This window comes from Streptomyces davaonensis JCM 4913, from assembly GCF_000349325.1.
Classification (GTDB): Bacteria; Actinomycetota; Actinomycetes; order Streptomycetales; family Streptomycetaceae; genus Streptomyces; species Streptomyces davaonensis.
The window spans coordinates 7,358,326-7,379,065 of record NC_020504.1; the positions used below are offsets into that span (position 1 = coordinate 7,358,326).

Genomic DNA, 20,740 nt, shown 5'->3' on the forward strand with positions numbered 1-20,740 from the left:
CTAGCTAGCTAGGGGGGACCCCACCGTCCCCTGGGGGCTGCCGCCCCCAGACCCCCGCCTCGGCCCTGAAGGGGCCTCGTCCTCAAACGCCGGACGGGCTAAAGACAGTCCCTCCGGCGTTTGAGGAGCGGGGGTCCAGGGGGCAAGCCCCCTGGGATGGGACGGGTAGGGGCGGCGGGGGGCGAATCAACCCCCGGCGCCCCCGACTCACGGCGACGCCGGCGGGTACAGCGACCGCGGCAGCTGGGAAGCCGCCGCCGCGTCCAACAGCCACAGGGTGCGCTGGCGGCCCTGTGCACCTGCTGCCGGGGCTTGGATCTCGCCCGCGCCCGAGAGGGCGATTGCCGCCGCCTGGGCCTTGTCCGCGCCCGCCGCGAGCAGCCAGACCTCACGGGCCGACCGGATGGCCGGGAGAGTGAGGGTGACCCGGGTGGGCGGTGGCTTCGGTGCGCCGTGGACGCCCACCACCGTCCGCTCGGTCTCGCGGACCGCGGGGAGTTCCGGGAACAGCGACGCCACATGCGTGTCCGGACCGACGCCCAGCATCAGGACGTCGAACACGGGCACGGCGCCGTGGTTCTCGGGGCCCGCCGCATGGGCCAGTTCATCCGCGTAGGCAGCCGCCGCGGCGTCCGCGTCCGCGCCGTACGGGCCGTCCGACGCGGGCATGGCGTGCACCCGCTTCGGATCCAGGGGCACCGCGTCCAGCAGGGCCTCGCGGGCCTGCGTGACATTGCGCTCCGGGTCCCCCTCGGGGAGGAACCGCTCATCGCCCCACCACAGGTCCAGCCGCGACCAGTCGATCGCGTCCCGGGCCGGGGCGGCGGCCAGCGCGGCCAGCAGGCCGTTGCCGTTGCGGCCGCCGGTGAGGACCACGGACGCATGGCCCCGGGAGGCCTGTGCGTCCACGATCTTCGTGATCAGCCGGGCCGCCGCGGCCTGCGCCATCAGCTCCTTGTCGCGGTGCACGACCAGCTGCGGAGTGCTCACTTCGCCGCCGCCCTCTTGGCCGGAGCCTTCTTCGCGGGCTTCTTGGCAGGCGCCGCCTGCACGGCCTCCGCCACGGCGACCGGTTCGTCGACAGCGACCGGCTCGTCCACGACGACCGGCTCCTCGACGCCCGTGTTCAGCCGCTCCACCCCGAACCGCAGCGCCGAGGCGTAGGTGTCGTCCGGGTCCAGGCGGCGCAGTTCCTCCGCCATCAGCTCGGCCGTCTCCCGCCGCTTGAGCGCCACGGCGCGGTCCGGCTGGCCCTGGATGGACAGGGTCGCCAGGGAGCCGTCCGCCCGGTCCAGGACGATCGGGCCGCAGTCGGTGGACATGCGGACCGCCGTCAGACCGGGGCCCGACGACAGCGACCGCTTCACGGGAACGTCCAGCCGGTCCGCGAGCCACATCGCCAGCAGCTCACAGCTCGGGTTGAACTCCTCGCCCTCCACCTCGACGCCCCTGACCTCGCACACGACCTGGTCCAGAGCCGCGGCCAGCATCGAACGCCAGGGCGTGATGCGGGTCCACGACAGGTCCGTGTCGCCGGGGGTGTAGCTGCCGGCGCGGGCCTCCAGCTCCCGTACCGGCTGCTCGCAGGCGTAGGTGTCGGTCACCCGGCGCTGGGCCAGCGCGCCCAGCGGGTCGCTGGCCGGGTCCAGCGGCGCGTTCACCGGCCACCAGACGACGACCGGCGCGTCCGGCAGCAGCAGCGGCAGCACGACCGACTGGGCGTGCTCCACCACCTCGCCGTACAGGCGCAGCACGATCGTCTCGCCGGTGCCCGCGTCCGCGCCCACCCGCACCTCGGCGTCCAGGCGGGACTGCGTGCGGTCGCGGGGCGAGCGCGAGACGCGCTTGATGACCACGAGCGTGCGCGAGGGGTGCTCGCGCGAGGCGTCGTTCGCGGCCTTGAGCGCGTCGTACGCGTTCTCCTCGTCCGTGACGATGACCAGCGTGAGCACCATGCCGACGGCAGGCGTGCCGATGGCCCGGCGGCCCTGCACCAGGGCCTTGTTGATCTTGCTGGACGTGGTGTCGGTCAGGTCTATCTTCATGGGCGGCGCCAGCTCCGTCCGTCTCGCTCCAGCATGTCGTCCGCCTCGACGGGACCCCAGGTACCGGCCGGGTACTGGGCCGGTGTGCCGTGCTTGTCCCAGTACTGCTCGATCGGGTCGAGGATCTTCCAGGACAGCTCGACCTCCTCGGTGCGCGGGAAGAGGTTCGAGTCGCCGAGCAGGACGTCCAGGATGAGCCGCTCGTACGCCTCGGGGCTGGACTCGGTGAAGGACTCGCCGTAGGCGAAGTCCATGGACACGTCCCGGATCTCCATCGAGGTGCCGGGCACCTTGGAGCCGAAGCGGACCGTGACGCCCTCGTCCGGCTGGACGCGGATCACGATCGCGTTCTTGCCGAGCTCCTCCGTCGCCGTGTGGTCGAAGGGGGAGTGCGGCGCCCGCTGGAGGACCACCGCGATCTCGGTGACCCGGCGGCCGAGCCGCTTTCCGGTGCGCAGATAGAAGGGGACGCCCGCCCAGCGGCGGTTGTCCACCGACAGTTTGATCGCGGCGTAGGTGTCGGTCTTCGACGCGGGGTCGATGCCCTCCTCCTGGAGGTAGCCGACCGCCTTCTCGCCGCCCTGCCAGCCGGCCGCGTACTGCGCGAACACGGTGTCCCGGCCCAGGTCCTTCGGCAGCCGTACGGCACCGAGCACCTTGGTCTTCTCCGCGGCCAGCGCGTCCGCGTCGAAGGAGGCGGGCTCCTCCATGGCGGTCAGGGCCATCAGCTGGAGCAGGTGGTTCTGGATGACGTCACGGGCGGCGCCGATGCCGTCGTAGTAGCCCGCCCGGCCGCCGATGCCGATGTCCTCGGCCATCGTGATCTGGACATGGTCCACGAAGGACCGGTTCCAGATCGGCTCGAACATCGTGTTGGCGAAGCGCAGCGCCAGGATGTTCTGGACGGTCTCCTTGCCCAGGTAGTGGTCGATCCGGAAGACCTGGTCCGGGGCGAAGACCTCGTGGACGACCTTGTTGAGCTCCTCGGCCGAGGCCAGGTCGTGCCCGAACGGCTTCTCGATGACCGCGCGCCGCCAGGAGCCGCTCGACTGGTCGGCGAGGCCGTGCTTCTTCAGCTGCTGGATGACCACCGGGAAGGAGCGCGGCGGCACGGACAGGTAGAAGGCGAAGTTGCCGCCCGTGCCCTGTGCCTTGTCCAGCTCCTCGATGGTGTCCCGCAGCCGCTCGAAGGCGTCGTCGTCGTCGAAGGTGCCCTGGACGAACCGCATGCCCTGGATCAGCTGGTGCCAGACCTCCTCGCGGAAGGGGGTCCGGGAGTGCTCCTTGACCGCGTCGTGGACCTCCTGGGCGAAGTCCTCGTTCTGCCATTCCCGCCGGGCGAAGCCGACCAGCGAGAAACCCGGCGGCAGCAGACCCCGGTTCGCGAGGTCGTACACGGCGGGCATGAGCTTCTTTCGTGACAAATCGCCCGTGACGCCGAAGATGACCAGGCCCGACGGCCCCGCGATACGCGGGAGCCGTCGGTCGGCGGGGTCACGCAGCGGGTTGCTGCTCGACAAGGTTTAGCCCTCCGAGGGTGCGAGGCGCTCCAGCTCCGCCTCGGTCGACTTGAGCAGGTCGTTCCAGGACGCCTCGAACTTCTCGACGCCCTCGTCCTCCAGCAGCTGCACCACGTCGTCGTACGAGATCCCGAGCTTCTCGACGGCGTCGAGCTCGGCGCGGGACTGCTCGTAGGTGCCGGCGACGGCGTTGCCGCGGATCTGGCCGCCTTCCTCGGTGGCCTGGAGCGTGGCCTCAGGCATGGTGTTCACCGTGTTCGGCGCGACCAGTTCGTCGACGTACAGGGTCGGCTTGTAGGCCGGGTCCTTCACGCCGGTGGAGGCCCACAGCGGACGCTGCTTGTTGGCGCCCGCCTTCTCCAGAGCGCTCCAGCGGTCGGTGGAGAACACCTCCTCGTACGCCTGGTAGGCAAGACGCGCGTTGGCGACGCCGGCCTTGCCGCGGGCGGCCTTGGCCTCGTCGGTGCCGAGCGCGTCGATCCGCTTGTCGATCTCGGTGTCCACGCGGGACACGAAGAAGGAGGCGACCGAGTGGATCAGAGAGAGGTCGAGCCCCTTCTCCTTGGCCTTCTCCAGGCCCGCCTGGTAGGCGTCCATGACCTCGCGGTAGCGCTCCAGCGAGAAGATCAGCGTGACGTTGACGCTGATGCCGTTGCCGATCACCTCGGTGATGGCCGGCAGGCCCGCCTTGGTGGCCGGGATCTTGATCAGCGTGTTGGGGCGGTCCACCAGCCAGGCCAGCTGCTTGGCCTCGGCGACCGTCGCCTTGGTGTTGTGCGCGAGCCGCGGGTCGACCTCGATCGACACCCGGCCGTCCTGGCCACCGGTCGCCTCGAAGACCGGGTGCAGGATGTCGGCGGCGTCCCGGACGTCCGCCGTGGTGATCATGCGGACCGCCTCGTCGACGGTGACCTTGCGGGCGGCGAGGTCGGTGAGCTGCTGCTCGTAACCGTCGCCCGACGAGATCGCCTTCTGGAAGATGGTCGGGTTGGTGGTGACGCCCACGACGTGCTGCTGGTCGATCAGCTCGGCGAGGTTGCCGGACGTGATCCGCTTGCGCGACAGGTCGTCCAGCCAGATCGCGACGCCTTCCTCGGAGAGGCGCTTGAGTGCGTCTGTCATGGAATTACATCTCCTACGTGTCGTATGTGAGCGTCAGCGCTGGGCGGCGGCCACGGATTCCCGCGCCTTCGCGGCCACGTTCTCCGCAGTGAAGCCGTACTCCTGGAAAAGGACCTTGCCGTCGGCGGAAGCACCGAAGTGCTCCAGGGAAACGATGCGGCCGGCGTCCCCGACGTACTTGTGCCAGGTGAGCCCGATACCGGCCTCCACCGCGACCCGCGCCTTGACCGAGGGCGGCAGAACGCTGTCCCGGTACCCCTGGCCCTGCTCCTCGAACCACTCCACGGACGGCATCGACACGACCCGCGTCGGCACCCCGTCGGCCTCCAGCTGCTCGCGCGCGGCGACCGCGACGTGCACCTCGGAACCGGTGGCGATGAGGATCACCTCGGGCGTGCCCGTGGACGCCTCGAACAGGACGTAGCCACCCTTGGCGGCGTCCTCGTTGGGCTCGTACGTCGGCACTCCCTGGCGGGTCAGCGCCAGACCGTGCGGCTGGCCCTTGCCGAAGACCTTCGTCCAGCGCTTGAGGATCTCGCGCCAGGCGATCGCGGTCTCGTTGGCGTCGGCCGGGCGGACCACGTTCAGGCCCGGGATCGCGCGCAGCGTGGCGAGGTGCTCGACCGGCTGGTGGGTCGGGCCGTCCTCACCGAGACCGATGGAGTCGTGCGTCCACACGTACGTCACCGGCAGGTGCATCAGGGCCGACAGGCGCACGGCGTTGCGCATGTAGTCGGAGAAGACCAGGAACGTACCGCCGTAGACGCGGGTGTTGCCGTGCAGCGTGATGCCGTTCATCTCCGCGGCCATGGAGTGCTCGCGGATACCGAAGTGGATCGTGCGGCCGTACGGGTCCGCCTCCGGCAGCGGGTTGTCCGCCGGGAGGAACGACGACGTCTTGTCGATCGTCGTGTTGTTGGAGCCGGCCAGGTCGGCCGAGCCGCCCCACAGCTCCGGGATGACCGGGCCGAGGGCCTGGAGCACCTTGCCGGACGCGGCGCGGGTGGCGACACCCTTGCCGGGCTCGAAGACCGGAATCGCCGACTCCCAGTCCTTGGGCAGCTCGCCGGCGCTGATGCGGTCGAACTCGGCGGCACGCTCCGCGTTGTTGTTGCGCCACTCCTGGAAGGACTTCTCCCACTCCGCCTTGGCCTGACGGCCGCGCTCCAGCGCCTGGCGGGTGTGGTTGATGACCTCGTCGGTCACCTCGAAGGACTGCTCCGGGTCGAAGCCGAGGACGCGCTTGGTGGCCGCGACCTCGTCGTCGCCGAGCGCTGAGCCGTGCGCGGCCTCGGTGTTCTGGGCGTTCGGGGCCGGCCAGGCGATGATCGAGCGCATCGCGATGAAGGACGGCCGGTCCGTCACCTGCTTCGCCGCCTCGATCGCGTTGTAGATCGCGTGCGGGTCCAGGTCGCCGTCGGGCTTCGGGGCGATGCGCTGCACGTGCCAGCCGTACGCCTCGTACCGCTTGGTGACTTCCTCGGAGACGGCCGTCTCGGTGTCGCCCTCGATCGAGATGTGGTTGTCGTCCCACAGCAGGATCAGGTTGCCGAGCTTCTGGTGACCGGCGAGCGAGGAGGCCTCGGCGGAGATGCCCTCCTGGAGGCAGCCGTCACCGGCGATGCAGTAGACGAAGTGGTCGAACGGCGACTCACCGACGGGAGCCTCCGGGTCGAACAGACCGCGCTCGTAGCGGGCGGCCATCGCCATACCCACCGCGTTGGCGACACCCTGGCCGAGCGGGCCCGTGGTGGTCTCCACGCCCGTGGTGTGGCCGTACTCCGGGTGACCCGGGGTCTTCGAGCCCCAGGTGCGGAACGACTTGAGGTCGTCCAGCTCCAGGCCGAAGCCGGCCAGGTACAGCTGGGTGTAGAGGGTCAGGGACGAGTGGCCCGCGGACAGCACGAAGCGGTCCCGGGCGACCCAGTCGGCATCCGCCGGGTCGTGCCGCATCACCTTCTGGAAGAGGGTGTACGCGGCGGGCGCGAGGCTCATCGCCGTGCCGGGATGGCCGTTGCCAACCTTCTGTACGGCGTCGGCGGCCAGGACGCGGGCGGTGTCCACGGCCCGCTGGTCGAGCTCGGTCCAGTCGAGGTCTGTGGTGGTCGGCTTGGTGCTCACCCTGGGTCAGGGCTCCTCTCCACATGTCACGCATGTCGAATTGCCGGTGCACGGAGAGCCCCGGCCGTTGTCGAGCCTACCCCCGTATGTACGTGCGTTTTTTCGAGTCATTCCAGACTGCCGGGAGTCGTCGGCATCCGCCTCCCGACTGGCCCGATCCGTGTTCGGCAAGTGAATACGAGAGCGCTCGAACGAGTGCTCAATCGAGTGCTGATCGGCTCTTCCAGCGGAGCTCAACAACACGAGGCCACCCCCGCGAATGTCCGGGTCTGGGCAACGTCTACAGTGGCGTGGTACGCGCGAGCCTTTACCGGGACTTCACACGGGGAGGGCTTGCTGGGATGTCTCTGTCAGGGGTGTGCGTGACGGCCGTTGAATCCCGTCCAGCGGGGATTGTCGGGACGAGCCAGAGCCCGAGTCGGCGGCCGATCGGGGCCCGGGTCATGGCGTTCGTCGCGCTGACCAAGCCGCGGATCATCGAACTGCTGCTGATCACCACCGTTCCGGTGATGTTCCTGGCGCAGCAGGGCGTGCCCGACCTCGGCCTGGTGCTGCTCACCTGCCTCGGCGGCTACCTCTCCGCGGGCGGCGCCAACGCGCTGAACATGTACATCGACCGGGACATCGACGCGCTGATGGACCGCACCGCGCAGCGTCCGCTGGTCACCGGCATGGTCAGCCCGCGCGAGTGCCTCGCCTTCGGCATCTCCCTGGCGGTCGTCTCCACCCTGCTGTTCGGCCTGACCGTCAACTGGCTCTCGGCCTGGCTGGCCCTCGGCGCGCTCCTCTTCTACGTCGTCGTCTACACGATGATCCTCAAGCGCCGTACCTCCCAGAACATCGTGTGGGGCGGGATCGCGGGCTGTATGCCGGTGCTGATCGGCTGGTCCTCGGTCACGAACTCGCTGTCGTGGGCGCCGGTCGTCCTCTTCCTCGTCATGTTCTTCTGGACGCCGCCGCACTACTGGCCGCTGTCGATGAAGGTCCGCGAGGACTACGCGCGCGTGGGCGTGCCGATGCTCCCGGTCGTCGCCTCCAACAAGACCGTCGCCAAACAGATCGTGCTCTACAGCTGGGTCATGGTCGGCGTCTCGCTGCTGCTGACCCCACTCGGCTACACGGGCTGGTTCTACACGCTGGTCGCGCTGGTCGCGGGCGGCTGGTGGCTGTGGGAGGCACATGCCCTCCAGAACCGGGCGAAGGCCGAGGTCACGGGCGCGAAGCTGAAGGAGATGCGGCTGTTCCACTGGTCCATCACCTATGTCTCGCTGCTGTTCGTGGCCGTCGCGGTCGACCCCTTCCTGCGCTAGCCGGCCCTTCTGAGGCACGGGTCACGCACCCCACCCGTCGCCCTTTGATCTACCCGTCGGTAGCATCCTGGCCATGGCAGACACGCAAGAGGTTGACGCGAAGGCCGAGCGCCGGGCGGCCAAGCTGGCCAAGCAGATCAGCGCCTTCTCCAAGGCACACGGCGGCGCCGAGGCACAGGTGGCCTACATCGGCGAGCGCGGAGCCCGGATCGCCCTCGTCGGCGAGGACGGCAACTGGGGCAACCTGGTGGCCCCGACCCTCCAGGTCGCCGAACAGGCGGTGCAGAAGGCGGGCATCACTGTTCACGAAGAGTTCGACGGCGAGTTCGCGTCGAAGGTGAAGACCGGGCCGTACGAGTGGTCCCGGATGGCCGGAATCCAGGTCGGCGGACCGAAGAACGGCTGACCCTTCCCGCCCGCACCCCCAACCCCGGTTCACCCGTTAAGCCCCGTAAAGGCGAGCACGGGGAGAACCGGATGATCGAAACGCCGTCCCTCGTGGACCAGTACTGCCACGGAGTGCTGCGTACGGAGCTGGGCCTCGGCACCTTCGAGGCCCGGCTCGCCCGTACCGAGGGCCCGCCCGCCCCGGGCACCACCCTCTTCGACACCCAGACCGGCTTCGCGGTACGGCGCTGGTGCCCCCCGCTGCTCGGTCTGGAACCGCACTCCCCACCCGCCCGCTATCTCGCCCGGCGTCGTGAACTCGGCGTACTGGAAGCGGGCCGGCGGCTGTTGCGCGGCAGTGGCATCACGACGTACCTGGTCGACACCGGGCTGCCCGGCGACCTCACCGGACCCGAGGAACTGGCCTGCACCGGCGCCGCGCAGGCGCATGAGATCGTCCGCCTGGAACTCCTCGCCGAACAGGTCGCCGACACCTCCGGCACCGTCGAGTCCTTCCTCGCCAACCTCGCCGAGTCCGTCCACGGCGCCGCCGCCCACGCGGTCGCCTTCACCTCGGTCGCGGGCGTACGGCACGGACTCGCGCTGGCACCGGAACCGCCGGGCCCCGGCGAGGTGCGCGGCGCGGCCGGGCGCTGGCTGGCCGACCGCCGGGTCGGCGGCGAGCTGACCGACCCGGTGCTGTTACGGCATCTGCTGTGGAGCGCGGTCGCCTCGGGGCTGCCGCTGCAACTGCACGCGGGCCTGGGCGAACCGGGAGTGCGCATCGACCGTACGGATCCCGTGCTGCTCACGGACTTCGTCCGCGCCACGGCGGGCCTCGGCACCGACCTGGTCCTGCTGCACAGCTACCCGTACCACCGCCACGCCGCCCACCTGGCGGGCGTCTTCCCGCATGTCTACGCCGACTCCGGCGCCGCCCTCGTCCGCACCGGCGCCCGCGCCGCGACGGTGCTGGCGGAGATCCTTGAGCTCGCCCCCTTCGGCAAGATCCTCTTCTCCAGCGGCGGCCAGGAACTCCCTGAGCTGCATGTCGTCGGCGCCCGCCTTTTCCGCGAGGCCCTCGGCCGGGTGCTCGGCACGTGGGTCGCGGAGGGCGCCTGGTCCCTGTCGGACGCGCAACGCGTGGCGGGATTGATCGCGGCGGGGAACGCCCGGCGGGTGTACGGGCTGGCGTGAGCTGTACAGACTGGGCGGATGAAGACCGAGAAGTTACTCGACCGCTTCGTCCGCGCACTGACGGCTGTGGATCCGGTGGCCGTCTGGGCGCACGGCTCGCTCGCCGGCGGCGACTACCAGGAGGGCCGCAGCGACCTGGACCTGATCGCGATGTTGCCGGGGCGCGTCACGCCGGGCGTCGTGTGGAAGCTCGCCGTGCTGCACGCCCGGCTCCGCGTCGAACCCCTCGCGGCGAAGCTGCACTGCACCTATCTCACGCCGGACACGGCGGACGAGGCCGGGCGCAGCCATCTGACCTGGGCGCACCAGGAGCTCTACAAACGACCGGTCACCCCCGTGACCCGACGCGAGCTGCATGACTTCGGGCGGGTCCTGCACGGACGCGGGCCCACCGGGCTGCTGCCGACGGTGCCGGACCGGGAACTGCGCGCCTTCGTCGTACGCGATCAGCGGGAGTACTGGCGGCCGACCCTCGACAACGCCCGGCTGTGGACGCAGGACGTCTGGGTCGACCTGGGGATGATCACCTTCGCCCGCGCCACCGTCACCGCGCGCGAGGGGCGGCTGATCTCCAAGCGGGAAGCCCTGGACCTGCTGCCCGGCCTCGGCGCACCCGTCGAGGTCGTCGACGACATCCGCAGCCGCCGCTACGACGATCCCGCGCCGCCCACCGAGGAGTGGACGGTGCGTCGGGCCTCGTTGACCCGGGACTACCTGGGGCCCGCCATCGACGCGCTCATCGCGTCGGCCTGAGCGGGGACCTCGGGGAGCTGGGTCTCCGGCCGTTCCCGCAGTGCCAGCAGCACCCGCAGCGTCGCGATCCACACCAGGCAGGAGCCGAACATGTGGGCGCCGACCAGGACCTCGGGGAGGTCGGTGAAGTACTGGACGTAGCCGATGAGGCCCTGCGCGAGGAGGACCAGGAAGAGGTCGCGGGTGCGGGAGAGGGGGCCGCGGGGGGCGTCGACCGCCTTGAGGACGAACCACAGGGCGAAGGTGAGCGTGACCACGATCCAGGCCAGGACCGCGTGGAGCTTGGTCACGTTCTCCCAGTCCAGCGGCATCCGCTCGACCTCGCTGGAGTCACCCGCGTGCGGACCGGCGCCGGTGACCACGGTGCCGACCGCGATCAGCAGCACCGTGACCCCGGTCAGCACCCAGACCAGCTGCTGCACCGACTTGCCGACCAGCGGGCGGGGCGCGTCGTCGCCCTCCCGGGTGCGCTGCCACATCACCGTGGCGACCGCGATCAGCGCAGAGGAGAGCAGGAAGTGCGCGGCGACCGTGTACGGGTTCAGGCCGACGAGCACGACGATGCCACCGAGGATCGCGTTGCCCATCACCACCCAGAACTGCGCCCAGCCGAGCCGGGTCAGGCTGCGCCGGTACGGCTTCTCGGAGCGGGCGGCGATGATCGCCCAGCCGACGGCGGCGCACAGCACGTACGTCAGCATGCGGTTGCCGAACTCGATGTAGCCGTGCAGGCCCATCTCGCTGGTGGTGGTCAGCGAGTCGTCGGTGCACTTGGGCCAGGTCGGGCAGCCGAGCCCGGAGCCGGTCAGCCGCACCGCTCCGCCGGTGACCACGATGACCACCGACATGACGAGCGCGGCGAGGGCCGCCCGCTGAACCGTCTTCGGATCCGGGGTCCAGCGTGCGGCGATGAAGGCGAGCGGGTTGCGCACGGCCGCTACGGCGTCGGCGCGGGTCAGGTTTGGCACGCGCCCTATCGTAGGCCCGTGCTTGTGCACGCTTTCACGAGGGTCCCGGACCGGGTCATTCCCAGCGGAAGAACTTTCCGGCGGCGGCGAGTCCGGCGACCGCCCACACCGCGAGAATCCCCAGGTCGCCCCACGGCATCCCGGCCCCGTGCTGGAGCACGTCCCGCAGCCCGTCGGACAGTGCCGAGATGGGCAGCAGGGCGAGCACGTCCTGGGCCGCGTCCGGGAACTTGTCCAGCGGCACGATGACCCCGCCGCCCATGAGCAGCAGCAGGAAGACCAGGTTGGCGGCGGCGAGGGTGGCCTCGGCCTTCAGGGTGCCCGCCATCAGCAGGCCGAGGCCCGAGAAGGCGGCCGTGCCGAGGACCAGGAGCAGGATCACGGCGAGCGGGTTGCCCTGCGGGTCCCAGCCGAGCGCGAAGGCGATCACCGTCACCAGCAGCACCTGGAGGACCTCGGTGACCAGGACCGACAGGGTCTTCGCGGTCATCAGGCCCCAGCGCGGGAGCGGCGCGGAGGCGAGGCGCTTCAGGACGCCGTAGCGGCGCTCGAAGCCGGTGGCGATGGCCTGGCCGGTGAACGCCGTGGACATCACCGCGAGCGCGAGGATACCGGGGGCGAGGAAGTCGACGGCCTCGCCCTCGCCGGTGTCGACGATGTCGACGGTGCTGAACAGGACCAGCAGCAGGGTCGGGATGATCACGGTGAGCAGCAGCTGCTCGCCGTTGCGCAGGAGCATCTTCGTCTCCAGCGCCGCCTGCGCCATGACCATGCGGGGGAGCGGTGCGGCCCCGGGCTTCGGGGCGTAGGTACCCGTCGTACTCACGAGCGCAGCTCCTTGCCGGTCAGCTCAAGAAAGACGTCTTCCAAGGTGTGCCGCTCCACCGAGATCTTCTCCGGCATCACCCCGTGCTGCGCGCACCAGGACGTGACCGTCGCGAGCAGCTGCGGGTCGACCTTGCCGCCCACCCGGTACGAACCCGGGGTCAGCTCCGCGGCCGTGCAGTCGGCGGGCAGCGCCTTGAGCAGGGAGCTGACGTCGAGGCCGGGGCGGCCGATGAAGCGGAGGGTGTTCTCGGCGCCGCCGCGGCACAGCTCCTCGGGGGAGCCCTGGGCGATGACCCGGCCCGCGTCGATGATCGCCACGTCGTCGGCGAGCTGCTCGGCCTCGTCCATGTAGTGGGTGGTGAGGATCACCGAGACCCCGTCGGTGCGCAGATCGCGGACCAGGTCCCAGGTCGCGCGGCGGGCCTGCGGGTCGAGGCCCGCGGTCGGCTCGTCCAGGAACACCAGCTCGGGGCGGCCCACGACGGCCATCGCGAGCGCGAGGCGCTGCTGCTGGCCGCCGGACAGCCGACGGTAGGAGGTACGGCCGCAACTGCCGAGGCCGAGGCGCTCGATCAGGGCGTCCACGTCGAGGGGGTGGGCGTGCAGCTTGGCCACATGGCGCAGCATCTCGTCGGCGCGGGCGCCCGAGTACACACCGCCGGACTGGAGCATGACGCCGACCCGGGGACGCAGTTCGCGGGACTGTCTCACCGGGTCGAGGCCCAGGACGCGCACTGTGCCGGAGTCCGGTTTCCGGTACCCCTCGCAGGTCTCGACCGTGGTCGTCTTGCCGGCGCCGTTGGGTCCGAGTACGGCGGTCACCCCGGCCCGGGCCACCAGGTCGAGGCCGTCCACCGCGGTCTTCGTGCCGTACCGCTTCACCAGGGCCTGGACCTGGACCACGGGGTCAGTTCGCATGGCTCAAGAGTCTAGGTAGCCGCAGGGGCGCCCGGACCGCCGGGTTCAGATCTCCTCCACAGACGGGCGATGAATCTCCAGCCACCGGCGCGCGTAGGCCACCGCGTCCGCCACCGGGAACAGCCGGGCGTCGGCGGCGCCCACCTTGCCGCGTACGACGGGACGGTCCCGTTCGAAGTCGTGGCCCAGCTCGTCGAAGCGGTCGGAGCTGATGGACACCTCGGTGACGGTCTCCCAGCCCGCGGGTCCGGGGCGGCCCACCTTCACGAGGGGAGCCGGTATGCGGTACTCGGCCAGATGGAAGCTGGTGCAGGCGTCGTAGCCGGCCCCGAGCAGCAGCACACGCGCGTGCAGGGCCTCCAGCCGCGCCAGCGGGCTGTGCTCGCCGAGCCGGCAGTCGGTGGCGTGCCCGTCGAGCAGCTCAGCCGCGCGCGGGCCGACGGCGGCGAACGAGGTCTGCGGGTGCGCGCTGCGCAGGGCGCCCGGCCAGGTCCGTACGGTCTCCGGGATCACTCCGACCCCGCGCGTGGGGGTGACGCGGGGGTCGTAGGCGGGCATCGTGGCGCGGATCGGCTCCCACCACTCCTCGGGCACCGGGGGATTGCCCCACACCGCCGGGTCGGACAGGTCCGCGGACTGGGCGGGCACCACGAGCGTGCCCTCGGGGCCGAGCGCGTCCAGCAGTCCCTGGACGACCGCGACCGCGGCTCCGCAGACCCAGCCGAGTGAGCTGAGCGAGGAGTGCACCAGGAGTGTTTCGCCGGGTTTGACACCCAGCTCGGCGAGGCCGTCGGCGATGGTCGTCCGGGAGACAAGTGGGCCGGTCGGAGGGGGTGTCGGCATGGGTCGGGAGTCTTCCGGACGGGTCCTGGCGGCGCCACTGAATTGTACGTGCGTTTGATCGATCAAAGATCGTTTTCGCAGGTCAGATTAGGTAAACCTAAGTGACGCAGGGCACCGTCCACGGGTTCGATCGCCGCTTGCCCGAGTCTGAGGAATTACGCAACAATGGCGTTGTGAAAAACGTCGGCGAGGCTCATGAGGAGCTCGCGACCGGTGAGCGGTCCACCCGCAACCGGGTCGCGCGGTCCATCCTGGACCACGGCCCGTCGACCGTCGCCGAGCTGGCCGGACGGCTGGGCCTGACCCAGGCCGCCGTACGACGGCATCTGGACGCGCTGGTCGCCGACGATGTCGTGGAGCCGCGTGAGCAGCGCGTGTACGGCGCCCGGACCCGGGGCCGCCCCGCCAAGGTCTTCGCGCTCACCGACTGCGGACGCGACGCCTTCGACCAGTCCTACGACAAGCTCGCCGCCGATGCCCTGCGCTGGATCCAGGAGCGGTTCGGCGGGGACGAGGCCGTCGTCGCCTTCGCCCGCGCGAGGATCGCCGAGCAGGCGACCGCGTACCGCGAGGCCGTCCAGGCGGCCGCCCCCGAGGACCGCACCGAAGCCCTGGCCAGGGCCTTGAGTGCGGACGGGTACGCTGCTACGGCGCGCAGCGCACCGGTCGGCGAGCAGCTCTGCCAGCACCACTGCCCGGTGGCTCATGTCGCGGAAAAGTTCCCGCAGCTCTGCGAGGCGGAGACCGAGATCTTCTCCCAGCTGCTCGGCACCCACGTCCAGCGACTGGCGACCATCGCGCACGGCGACGGCGTCTGCACGACGTTCATCCCCAAGATTTCCCACAACGCATCCGCAAGCACGGCCGGGAGGAACCCCGCATGACTCTCCCCACGGAGACCGCCCACCCTGAGCTGGAAGGCCTGGGCAAGTACGAATACGGCTGGGCCGACTCCGACGAAGCCGGCGCCTCTGCGAAGCGCGGTCTGAGCGAGGATGTCGTCAAGGACATCTCCGCGAAGAAGGCCGAGCCGGAGTGGATGACCAAGCTTCGTCTCAAGGGTCTGCGCCTGTTCGACAAGAAGCCCATGCCGAACTGGGGCTCGGACCTCTCCGGCATCGACTTCGACAACATCAAGTACTTCGTACGCTCCACGGAGAAGCAGGCGGAGTCCTGGGAGGACCTGCCCGAGGACATCAAGAACACCTACGACAAGCTCGGCATCCCGGAGGCGGAGAAGCAGCGCCTGGTCGCCGGTGTGGCCGCGCAGTACGAGTCGGAGGTCGTCTACCACCAGATCCGCGAGGACCTGGAGGAGCAGGGCGTCATCTTCCTGGACACCGACACCGCGCTGAAGGAGCACCCGGAGCTCTTCAAGGAGTACTTCGGCACCGTCATCCCCGTCGGTGACAACAAGTTCGCCTCCCTGAACACCGCCGTGTGGTCCGGTGGGTCGTTCATCTATGTGCCGCCGGGCGTGCACGTGGAGATCCCGCTCCAGGCCTACTTCCGGATCAACACCGAGAACATGGGCCAGTTCGAGCGGACCCTGATCATCGTCGACGAGGGTGCCTACGTGCACTACGTCGAGGGCTGCACGGCCCCGATCTACAAGTCGGACTCGCTGCACTCCGCGGTCGTCGAGATCATCGTCAAGAAGAACGCCCGCTGCCGCTACACGACCATCCAGAACTGGTCGAACAACGTCTACAACCTGGTCACCAAGCGCGCCGTGGCGTACGAGGGCGCGACCATGGAGTGGATCGACGGCAACATCGGCTCCAAGGTGACGATGAAGTACCCGGCCGTCTACCTGATGGGCGAGCACGCCAAGGGCGAGACCCTCTCCATCGCCTTCGCGGGCGAGGGCCAGCACCAGGACGCCGGTTCCAAGATGGTCCACATGGCGCCGAACACCTCCTCCAACATCGTCTCCAAGTCGGTGGCGCGCGGTGGCGGCCGTACGTCCTACCGCGGTCTCGTGGAGATCGGTGAGGGCGCGGCCGGCTCCAAGTCCAACGTGCTGTGCGACGCGCTGCTCGTCGACACCATCTCCCGCTCCGACACGTACCCCTACGTGGACGTCCGCGAGGACGACGTGTCCATGGGCCACGAGGCGACCGTCTCCAAGGTCTCCGAGGACCAGCTCTTCTACCTGATGAGCCGCGGTCTGAGCGAGTTCGAGGCGATGGCGATGATCGTGCGAGGCTTCGTCGAGCCCATCGCCAAGGAGCTGCCCATGGAGTACGCCCTTGAGCTCAACCGGCTGATCGAGCTGCAGATGGAAGGCGCCGTCGGTTAAGACCGTCGCCCGCACGAGCAGCTAGCGAAATCTGACGTAGGAAGAGAGCAGACCGACAGCCATGGCTGAGGCTCAGAACACCCCGGTGGGCAGCAGCACCACCGCAGGCGCCATCGCGGTGGCCGCCGAGTCCACCGTCGCCACGCGCATGAGCGCGCCCCCGTCCTTCGACGTGGCCGACTTCCCGGTCCCGCACGGACGCGAGGAGGAGTGGCGCTTCACTCCGCTGGAGCGCCTGCGCGGGCTGCACGACGGTACCGCCGTCGCCACCGGCGACGGCGTGAAGGTCACCGTCGAGGCGCCCGAGGGTGTCGTCGTCGAGACCGTCGGCCGGGACGACGCGCGGCTCGGCAAGGCGGGCACCCCGGTGGACCGCATCGCGGCCCAGGCGTACTCCGCCTTCGAGAAGGCCTCGGTCGTCACCGTGCCGAAGGAGACCGTGCTCACCGAGCCGATCCGCATCGCGGTGCACGGTGAGGGCGGCACCGCCTTCGGCCACCAGGTCGTCGAGCTGGGCGCGTTCGCCGAGGCCGTCGTGGTCATCGACCACACCGGTGACGCGGTGCTCGCCGCCAACGTCGACTACCTCCTCGGCGACGGCGCCAAGCTGACCGTCGTCTCCGTCCAGGACTGGGACGACAAGGCCGTGCACGTCGGCCAGCACAACGCCCTGGTCGGCCGGGACGCCAGCTTCAAGTCGGTCGTGGTGACCTTCGGCGGCGACGTCGTACGCCTGCACCCGCGCGTCAACTACGCGGGCACCGGCGGCGAGGCCGAGCTGTTCGGCCTGTACTTCACCGACGCGGGCCAGCACCAGGAGCACCGCCTCCTGGTCGACCACGGCACCCCGCACTGCAAGTCCAACGTCGTCTACAAGGGCGCGCTCCAGGGCGAGCAGGCGCACGCGGTGTGGATCGGTGACGTGCTCATCGAGGCCAAGGCCGAGGGCACCGACACCTACGAGATGAACCGCAACCTGGTCCTCACCGACGGCGCCCGCGTCGACTCGGTGCCGAACCTGGAGATCGAGACCGGCGAGATCGTCGGCGCCGGTCACGCCTCCGCGACCGGCCGCTTCGACGACGAGCAGCTCTTCTACCTGATGGCCCGCGGCATCCCGCAGCACGAGGCCCGCCGCCTCGTCGTCCGCGGCTTCTTCGCCGAGCTGGTCCAGCAGATCGGTGTCGCCGACATCGAGGAGCGGCTCATCGCGAAGATCGAGGAGGAGCTGGAGGCGTCCGTCGCATGACGTACGTACGCGCCTGTGGGCTGAGCGAGCTGGAGGAGGACACCCCGAAGCGGGTGGAACTCGACGGCACGCCGGTCTCGGTCGTCCGCACCGAGGGTGAGGTGTTCGCGATCCACGACATCTGCTCCCACGCGAACGTCTCGCTCTCCGAGGGCGAGGTGGAGGACTGCCAGATCGAGTGCTGGCTGCACGGCTCCGCGTTCGACCTCCGCACCGGCAAGCCGTCCGGCCTACCCGCGACGCGCCCCGTCCCCGTATACCCCGTAAAGATCGAAGGGGACGACGTGCTCGTCTCCCTCACCCAGGAGTCCTGAGGCACCCATGGCTACGCTTGAAATCCGAGACCTGCACGTCACCGTCGAGGCCGACAACGCCACGAAGGAGATCCTCAAGGGCGTCGACCTCACCGTGAAGCAGGGCGAGACGCACGCCATCATGGGCCCCAACGGCTCCGGCAAGTCGACCCTCGCCTACTCCCTGGCCGGTCACCCGAAGTACACGATCACCGGCGGCACCGTCACCCTCGACGGCGAGGACGTCCTGGAGATGTCCGTCGACGAGCGCGCCCGCGCCGGCCTGTTCCTCGCGATGCAGTACCCGGTCGAGGTCCCCGGCGTCTCGGTCTCCAACTTCCTGCGCACCTCCGCCACCGCCGTCCGCGGCGAGGCCCCCAAGCTGCGCACCTGGGTGAAGGAGGTCAAGGAGGCCATGGAGCGCCTCAACATGGATCCCGCCTTCGCCGAGCGCAACGTCAACGAGGGCTTCTCCGGCGGTGAGAAGAAGCGCCACGAGATCCTCCAGCTGGAGCTGCTCAAGCCGAGCATCGCGATCCTCGACGAGACCGACTCCGGCCTCGACGTCGACGCCCTGCGCATCGTCTCCGAGGGCGTCAACCGGGTCCGTGAGACCGGCGAGGTCGGCACCCTGCTGATCACGCACTACACGCGCATCCTGCGCTACATCAAGCCCGACCACGTCCACGTGTTCGCGGGCGGCAGGATCGTCGAGTCCGGTGGCCCCGAGCTCGCCGACAAGCTCGAGGCCGAGGGCTACGAGGCTTACACGAAGGGTGGCGTATCCGCGTGACACAGCTGCCGGGCCTCCTCGACACAGAGGCGCTCCGCAAGGACTTCCCGATCCTGGACCGGGTGCTCCACGACGGCAAGAAGCTCGTGTACCTGGACAACGCGGCGACCTCGCAGACGCCGCGCCAGGTGCTCGACGTGCTCTCCGAGTACTACGAGCAGCACAACGCCAACGTCCACCGTGGCGTGCATGTCCTCGCCGAGGAGGCCACGGCGCTCTACGAGGGCGCGCGGGACAAGGTCGCGGAGTTCATCAACGCGCCCAGCCGCGACGAGGTGATCTTCACCAAGAACGCCTCGGAGTCCCTCAACCTCGTGGCGAACATGCTGGGCTGGGCCGATGAGCCCTACCGCGTGGACGCCGAGACCGAGATCGTCATCACGGAGATGGAGCACCACTCCAACATCGTGCCGTGGCAGCTGCTCGCGCAGCGCACGGGCGCGAAGCTGAAGTGGTTCGGTCTCACCGACGACGGCCGTCTCGACCTGTCCAACATCGACGAGATCATCACCGAGAAGACGAAGATCGTCTCCTTCGTGCTGGTGTCCAACATCCTGGGCACGGTCAACCCGGTCGAGGCGATAGTGCGCCGGGCGCAGGAGGTCGGTGCGCTGGTCTGCATCGACGCCTCGCAGGCCGCCCCGCACATGCCGCTGGACGTGCAGGCGCTCCAGGCCGACTTCGTGGCCTTCACCGGCCACAAGATGTGCGGCCCGACCGGCATCGGCGTCCTGTGGGGCCGCCAGGAGCTGCTGGAGGACCTGCCTCCGTTCCTGGGCGGCGGCGAGATGATCGAGACCGTGTCGATGCACTCGTCGACCTACGCTCCCGCCCCGCACAAGTTCGAGGCGGGCACCCCGCCGATCTCGCAGGCCATCGGCCTGGGCGCGGCGATCGACTACCTCAACTCCATCGGCATGGACAACATCCTCGCCCACGAGCACGCGCTCACGGAGTACGCGGTACGGCGCCTCCAGGAGGTGCCCGGCCTCAGGATCATCGGCCCGACCACGGCCGAGGACCGGGGCGCGGCGATCTCCTTCACGCTGGGCGACATCCACCCCCACGACGTGGGCCAGGTGCTGGACGAGCAGGGCATCGCGGTCCGGGTCGGCCACCACTGCGCCCGACCCGTCTGCCTGCGGTACGGAATTCCTGCGACCACGCGAGCGTCGTTCTATCTGTACTCCACGCCCGCCGAGATCGACGCTCTGGTGGACGGCCTGGAGCACGTCCGGAACTTCTTCGGCTGAGGGGTTGGCGAGCGATCGCATGAAGCTGGACTCGATGTACCAGGAAGTCATCCTGGACCACTACAAGAACCCGCACGGGCGGGGCTTGCGGGATGGCGACGCCGAGGTGCACCACGTCAACCCGACGTGCGGTGACGAGATCACCCTGCGCGTGAAGTACGACGGCTCGACGATCGAGGACGTCTCGTACGAGGGCCAGGGCTGCTCGATCAGCCAGGCCTCGGCGTCCGTGCTGAACGAGCTGCTGGTCGGCAAGGAGCTGGCCGACGCCCAGCGGATCCAGGAGACCTTCCTGGAGCTGATGCAGTCCAAGGGGAAGATCGAGCCCGACGACGCGATGGAGGAGGTCCTGGAGGACGCGGTCGCGTTCGCCGGGGTCTCCAAGTACCCGGCGCGGGTGAAGTGCGCTCTCCTGAGCTGGATGGCGTGGAAGGACGCGACGGCCCAGGCCCTGGGCGGAGCCGACGCCGAAAGGAAGACGGCATGACTGAGACCGTTGAGATGAAGCCGGCCTCGGAGGAGGAGATCCGCGAGGCGCTGTACGACGTCGTCGACCCCGAGCTGGGCATCGACGTGGTCAACCTCGGCCTGATCTACGGCATCCACATCGACGAAGCGAACATCGCGACGATCGACATGACCCTGACCTCGGCGGCCTGTCCGCTGACCGATGTCATCGAGGACCAGGCCAAGTCCGCCACGGACGGCCTCGTCAACGAGCTGCGCATCAACTGGGTCTGGATGCCGCCGTGGGGCCCGGACAAGATCACGGACGACGGCCGCGAGCAGCTTCGGGCGCTCGGGTTCAACGTCTGAGACCCGCTGGTCCTCCGGTACT

At 69.7% G+C, this 20,740-nt stretch carries 21 protein-coding genes; 12 read left to right on the plus strand and 9 right to left on the minus strand.

Features of this window, described 5'->3' with window-relative positions; genetic code table 11:
- Positions 1–207 precede the first annotated feature (207 nt).
- From pgl to tkt, 5 genes are read right to left on the minus strand one after another with little or no spacing between them, the layout of a single operon-like run.
- Entirely contained in the window at positions 208–990 is a 783-nt protein-coding gene (gene pgl, locus BN159_RS32460) for a 6-phosphogluconolactonase (protein WP_015661264.1), read from the minus strand.
- Positions 987–2,045 carry a glucose-6-phosphate dehydrogenase assembly protein OpcA gene (opcA, locus tag BN159_RS32465; RefSeq protein WP_015661265.1) on the minus strand — a complete coding sequence of 353 codons (1,059 nt, stop codon included), beginning with the start codon at positions 2,043–2,045 and terminating at the stop codon, positions 987–989. The genes pgl and opcA overlap by 4 nt, the downstream gene beginning before the upstream one ends.
- Positions 2,042–3,565, minus strand: a complete 1,524-nt coding sequence (zwf, locus tag BN159_RS32470; RefSeq protein ID WP_015661266.1) for a glucose-6-phosphate dehydrogenase — start codon at positions 3,563–3,565, stop codon at positions 2,042–2,044. The genes opcA and zwf overlap by 4 nt, the downstream gene beginning before the upstream one ends.
- Positions 3,566–3,568: 3 nt before the next feature.
- Complete coding sequence (gene tal / locus BN159_RS32475) at positions 3,569–4,687, minus strand: transaldolase (RefSeq protein WP_015661267.1); 1,119 nt, start codon at positions 4,685–4,687, stop codon at positions 3,569–3,571.
- Between the two features lie 33 nt (positions 4,688–4,720).
- Positions 4,721–6,808: a transketolase gene (gene tkt, locus BN159_RS32480; protein WP_015661268.1), complete on the minus strand. Its 2,088-nt coding sequence runs from the start codon at positions 6,806–6,808 to the stop codon at positions 4,721–4,723.
- A 341-nt stretch (positions 6,809–7,149) separates the two neighbouring features.
- Here tkt and BN159_RS32485 point away from each other — a divergent pair, with 341 nt between their 5' ends.
- The 4 genes from BN159_RS32485 (at position 7,150) to BN159_RS32500 (ending at position 10,455) form a co-directional block, all read left to right on the plus strand.
- Positions 7,150–8,118, plus strand: a complete 969-nt coding sequence (locus BN159_RS32485; RefSeq protein WP_015661269.1) for a heme o synthase — start codon at positions 7,150–7,152, stop codon at positions 8,116–8,118.
- Positions 8,119–8,191: 73 nt separating this feature from the next.
- Positions 8,192–8,524 (plus strand): hypothetical protein, encoded by a 333-nt coding sequence (locus tag BN159_RS32490; protein WP_015661270.1) that lies wholly within the window; start codon positions 8,192–8,194, stop codon positions 8,522–8,524.
- Between the two features lie 71 nt (positions 8,525–8,595).
- Positions 8,596–9,702: an amidohydrolase family protein gene (locus tag BN159_RS32495; protein ID WP_015661271.1), complete on the plus strand. Its 1,107-nt coding sequence runs from the start codon at positions 8,596–8,598 to the stop codon at positions 9,700–9,702.
- Between the two features lie 18 nt (positions 9,703–9,720).
- Entirely contained in the window at positions 9,721–10,455 is a 735-nt protein-coding gene (locus BN159_RS32500; protein WP_015661272.1) for a hypothetical protein, read from the plus strand.
- Here BN159_RS32500 and BN159_RS32505 read toward each other — a convergent pair.
- The 4 genes from BN159_RS32505 to BN159_RS32520 are packed head-to-tail and all read right to left on the minus strand — an operon-like array spanning position 10,413 to position 14,012.
- On the minus strand, positions 10,413–11,423 hold the full coding sequence (locus tag BN159_RS32505) for a COX15/CtaA family protein (protein WP_015661273.1): 1,011 nt from the start codon (positions 11,421–11,423) through the stop codon (positions 10,413–10,415). The two genes, BN159_RS32500 and BN159_RS32505, sit on opposite strands and share 43 nt — an antisense overlap.
- A gap of 55 nt (positions 11,424–11,478) precedes the next feature.
- A complete protein-coding gene (locus tag BN159_RS32510; RefSeq protein WP_051113687.1) occupies positions 11,479–12,195 on the minus strand; it encodes an ABC transporter permease in 717 nt (238 codons plus the stop codon).
- Between the two features lie 50 nt (positions 12,196–12,245).
- Positions 12,246–13,169: an ABC transporter ATP-binding protein gene (locus BN159_RS32515; protein WP_015661275.1), complete on the minus strand. Its 924-nt coding sequence runs from the start codon at positions 13,167–13,169 to the stop codon at positions 12,246–12,248.
- 45 nt (positions 13,170–13,214) lie between these two features.
- Positions 13,215–14,012 (minus strand): aminoglycoside N(3)-acetyltransferase, encoded by a 798-nt coding sequence (locus BN159_RS32520; RefSeq protein ID WP_015661276.1) that lies wholly within the window; start codon positions 14,010–14,012, stop codon positions 13,215–13,217.
- Between the two features lie 173 nt (positions 14,013–14,185).
- On the opposite strand from BN159_RS32520, the gene BN159_RS32525 reads away from it, so the two are divergent.
- From BN159_RS32525 to BN159_RS32560, 8 genes are all read left to right on the plus strand, one after another.
- A complete protein-coding gene (locus tag BN159_RS32525; protein ID WP_041820146.1) occupies positions 14,186–14,896 on the plus strand; it encodes a helix-turn-helix transcriptional regulator in 711 nt (236 codons plus the stop codon).
- On the plus strand, positions 14,893–16,314 hold the full coding sequence (gene sufB, locus BN159_RS32530) for a Fe-S cluster assembly protein SufB (protein ID WP_015661278.1): 1,422 nt from the start codon (positions 14,893–14,895) through the stop codon (positions 16,312–16,314). Before BN159_RS32525 ends, sufB begins: the two co-directional genes overlap by 4 nt.
- Positions 16,315–16,375: 61 nt before the next feature.
- Positions 16,376–17,563: a Fe-S cluster assembly protein SufD gene (gene sufD / locus BN159_RS32535; RefSeq protein ID WP_015661279.1), complete on the plus strand. Its 1,188-nt coding sequence runs from the start codon at positions 16,376–16,378 to the stop codon at positions 17,561–17,563.
- The gene (locus BN159_RS32540; RefSeq protein ID WP_015661280.1) at positions 17,560–17,877 is read left to right on the plus strand and encodes a non-heme iron oxygenase ferredoxin subunit; all 318 of its coding nucleotides are present in this window, start codon (positions 17,560–17,562) and stop codon (positions 17,875–17,877) included. The genes sufD and BN159_RS32540 overlap by 4 nt, the downstream gene beginning before the upstream one ends.
- Before the next feature lie 7 nt (positions 17,878–17,884).
- Positions 17,885–18,649 (plus strand): Fe-S cluster assembly ATPase SufC, encoded by a 765-nt coding sequence (gene sufC / locus BN159_RS32545; RefSeq protein WP_015661281.1) that lies wholly within the window; start codon positions 17,885–17,887, stop codon positions 18,647–18,649.
- Entirely contained in the window at positions 18,646–19,902 is a 1,257-nt protein-coding gene (locus tag BN159_RS32550; RefSeq protein WP_015661282.1) for a cysteine desulfurase, read from the plus strand. The genes sufC and BN159_RS32550 overlap by 4 nt, the downstream gene beginning before the upstream one ends.
- Positions 19,903–19,921: 19 nt before the next feature.
- Positions 19,922–20,389 (plus strand): Fe-S cluster assembly sulfur transfer protein SufU, encoded by a 468-nt coding sequence (gene sufU, locus BN159_RS32555; RefSeq protein WP_015661283.1) that lies wholly within the window; start codon positions 19,922–19,924, stop codon positions 20,387–20,389.
- Positions 20,386–20,718, plus strand: a complete 333-nt coding sequence (locus BN159_RS32560) for a metal-sulfur cluster assembly factor (RefSeq protein ID WP_015661284.1) — start codon at positions 20,386–20,388, stop codon at positions 20,716–20,718. Before sufU ends, BN159_RS32560 begins: the two co-directional genes overlap by 4 nt.
- Positions 20,719–20,740: the final 22 nt, after the last annotated feature.

Coding starts and splice junctions, on each gene's coding strand:
- opcA (WP_015661265.1), bottom strand. CDS start 2,045: ATGAAGATAGACCTGACCGACACCACGTCCAGCAAGATCAACAAGGCC.
- tal (WP_015661267.1), bottom strand. CDS start 4,687: ATGACAGACGCACTCAAGCGCCTCTCCGAGGAAGGCGTCGCGATCTGG.
- BN159_RS32485 (WP_015661269.1), top strand. CDS start 7,150: ATGTCTCTGTCAGGGGTGTGCGTGACGGCCGTTGAATCCCGTCCAGCG.
- BN159_RS32490 (WP_015661270.1), top strand. CDS start 8,192: ATGGCAGACACGCAAGAGGTTGACGCGAAGGCCGAGCGCCGGGCGGCC.
- BN159_RS32495 (WP_015661271.1), top strand. CDS start 8,596: ATGATCGAAACGCCGTCCCTCGTGGACCAGTACTGCCACGGAGTGCTG.
- BN159_RS32500 (WP_015661272.1), top strand. CDS start 9,721: ATGAAGACCGAGAAGTTACTCGACCGCTTCGTCCGCGCACTGACGGCT.
- BN159_RS32510 (WP_051113687.1), bottom strand. CDS start 12,195: ATGGTCATGGCGCAGGCGGCGCTGGAGACGAAGATGCTCCTGCGCAAC.
- BN159_RS32515 (WP_015661275.1), bottom strand. CDS start 13,169: ATGCGAACTGACCCCGTGGTCCAGGTCCAGGCCCTGGTGAAGCGGTAC.
- BN159_RS32520 (WP_015661276.1), bottom strand. CDS start 14,012: ATGCCGACACCCCCTCCGACCGGCCCACTTGTCTCCCGGACGACCATC.
- sufB (WP_015661278.1), top strand. CDS start 14,893: ATGACTCTCCCCACGGAGACCGCCCACCCTGAGCTGGAAGGCCTGGGC.
- sufD (WP_015661279.1), top strand. CDS start 16,376: ATGGCTGAGGCTCAGAACACCCCGGTGGGCAGCAGCACCACCGCAGGC.
- BN159_RS32540 (WP_015661280.1), top strand. CDS start 17,560: ATGACGTACGTACGCGCCTGTGGGCTGAGCGAGCTGGAGGAGGACACC.
- sufC (WP_015661281.1), top strand. CDS start 17,885: ATGGCTACGCTTGAAATCCGAGACCTGCACGTCACCGTCGAGGCCGAC.
- sufU (WP_015661283.1), top strand. CDS start 19,922: ATGAAGCTGGACTCGATGTACCAGGAAGTCATCCTGGACCACTACAAG.
- BN159_RS32560 (WP_015661284.1), top strand. CDS start 20,386: ATGACTGAGACCGTTGAGATGAAGCCGGCCTCGGAGGAGGAGATCCGC.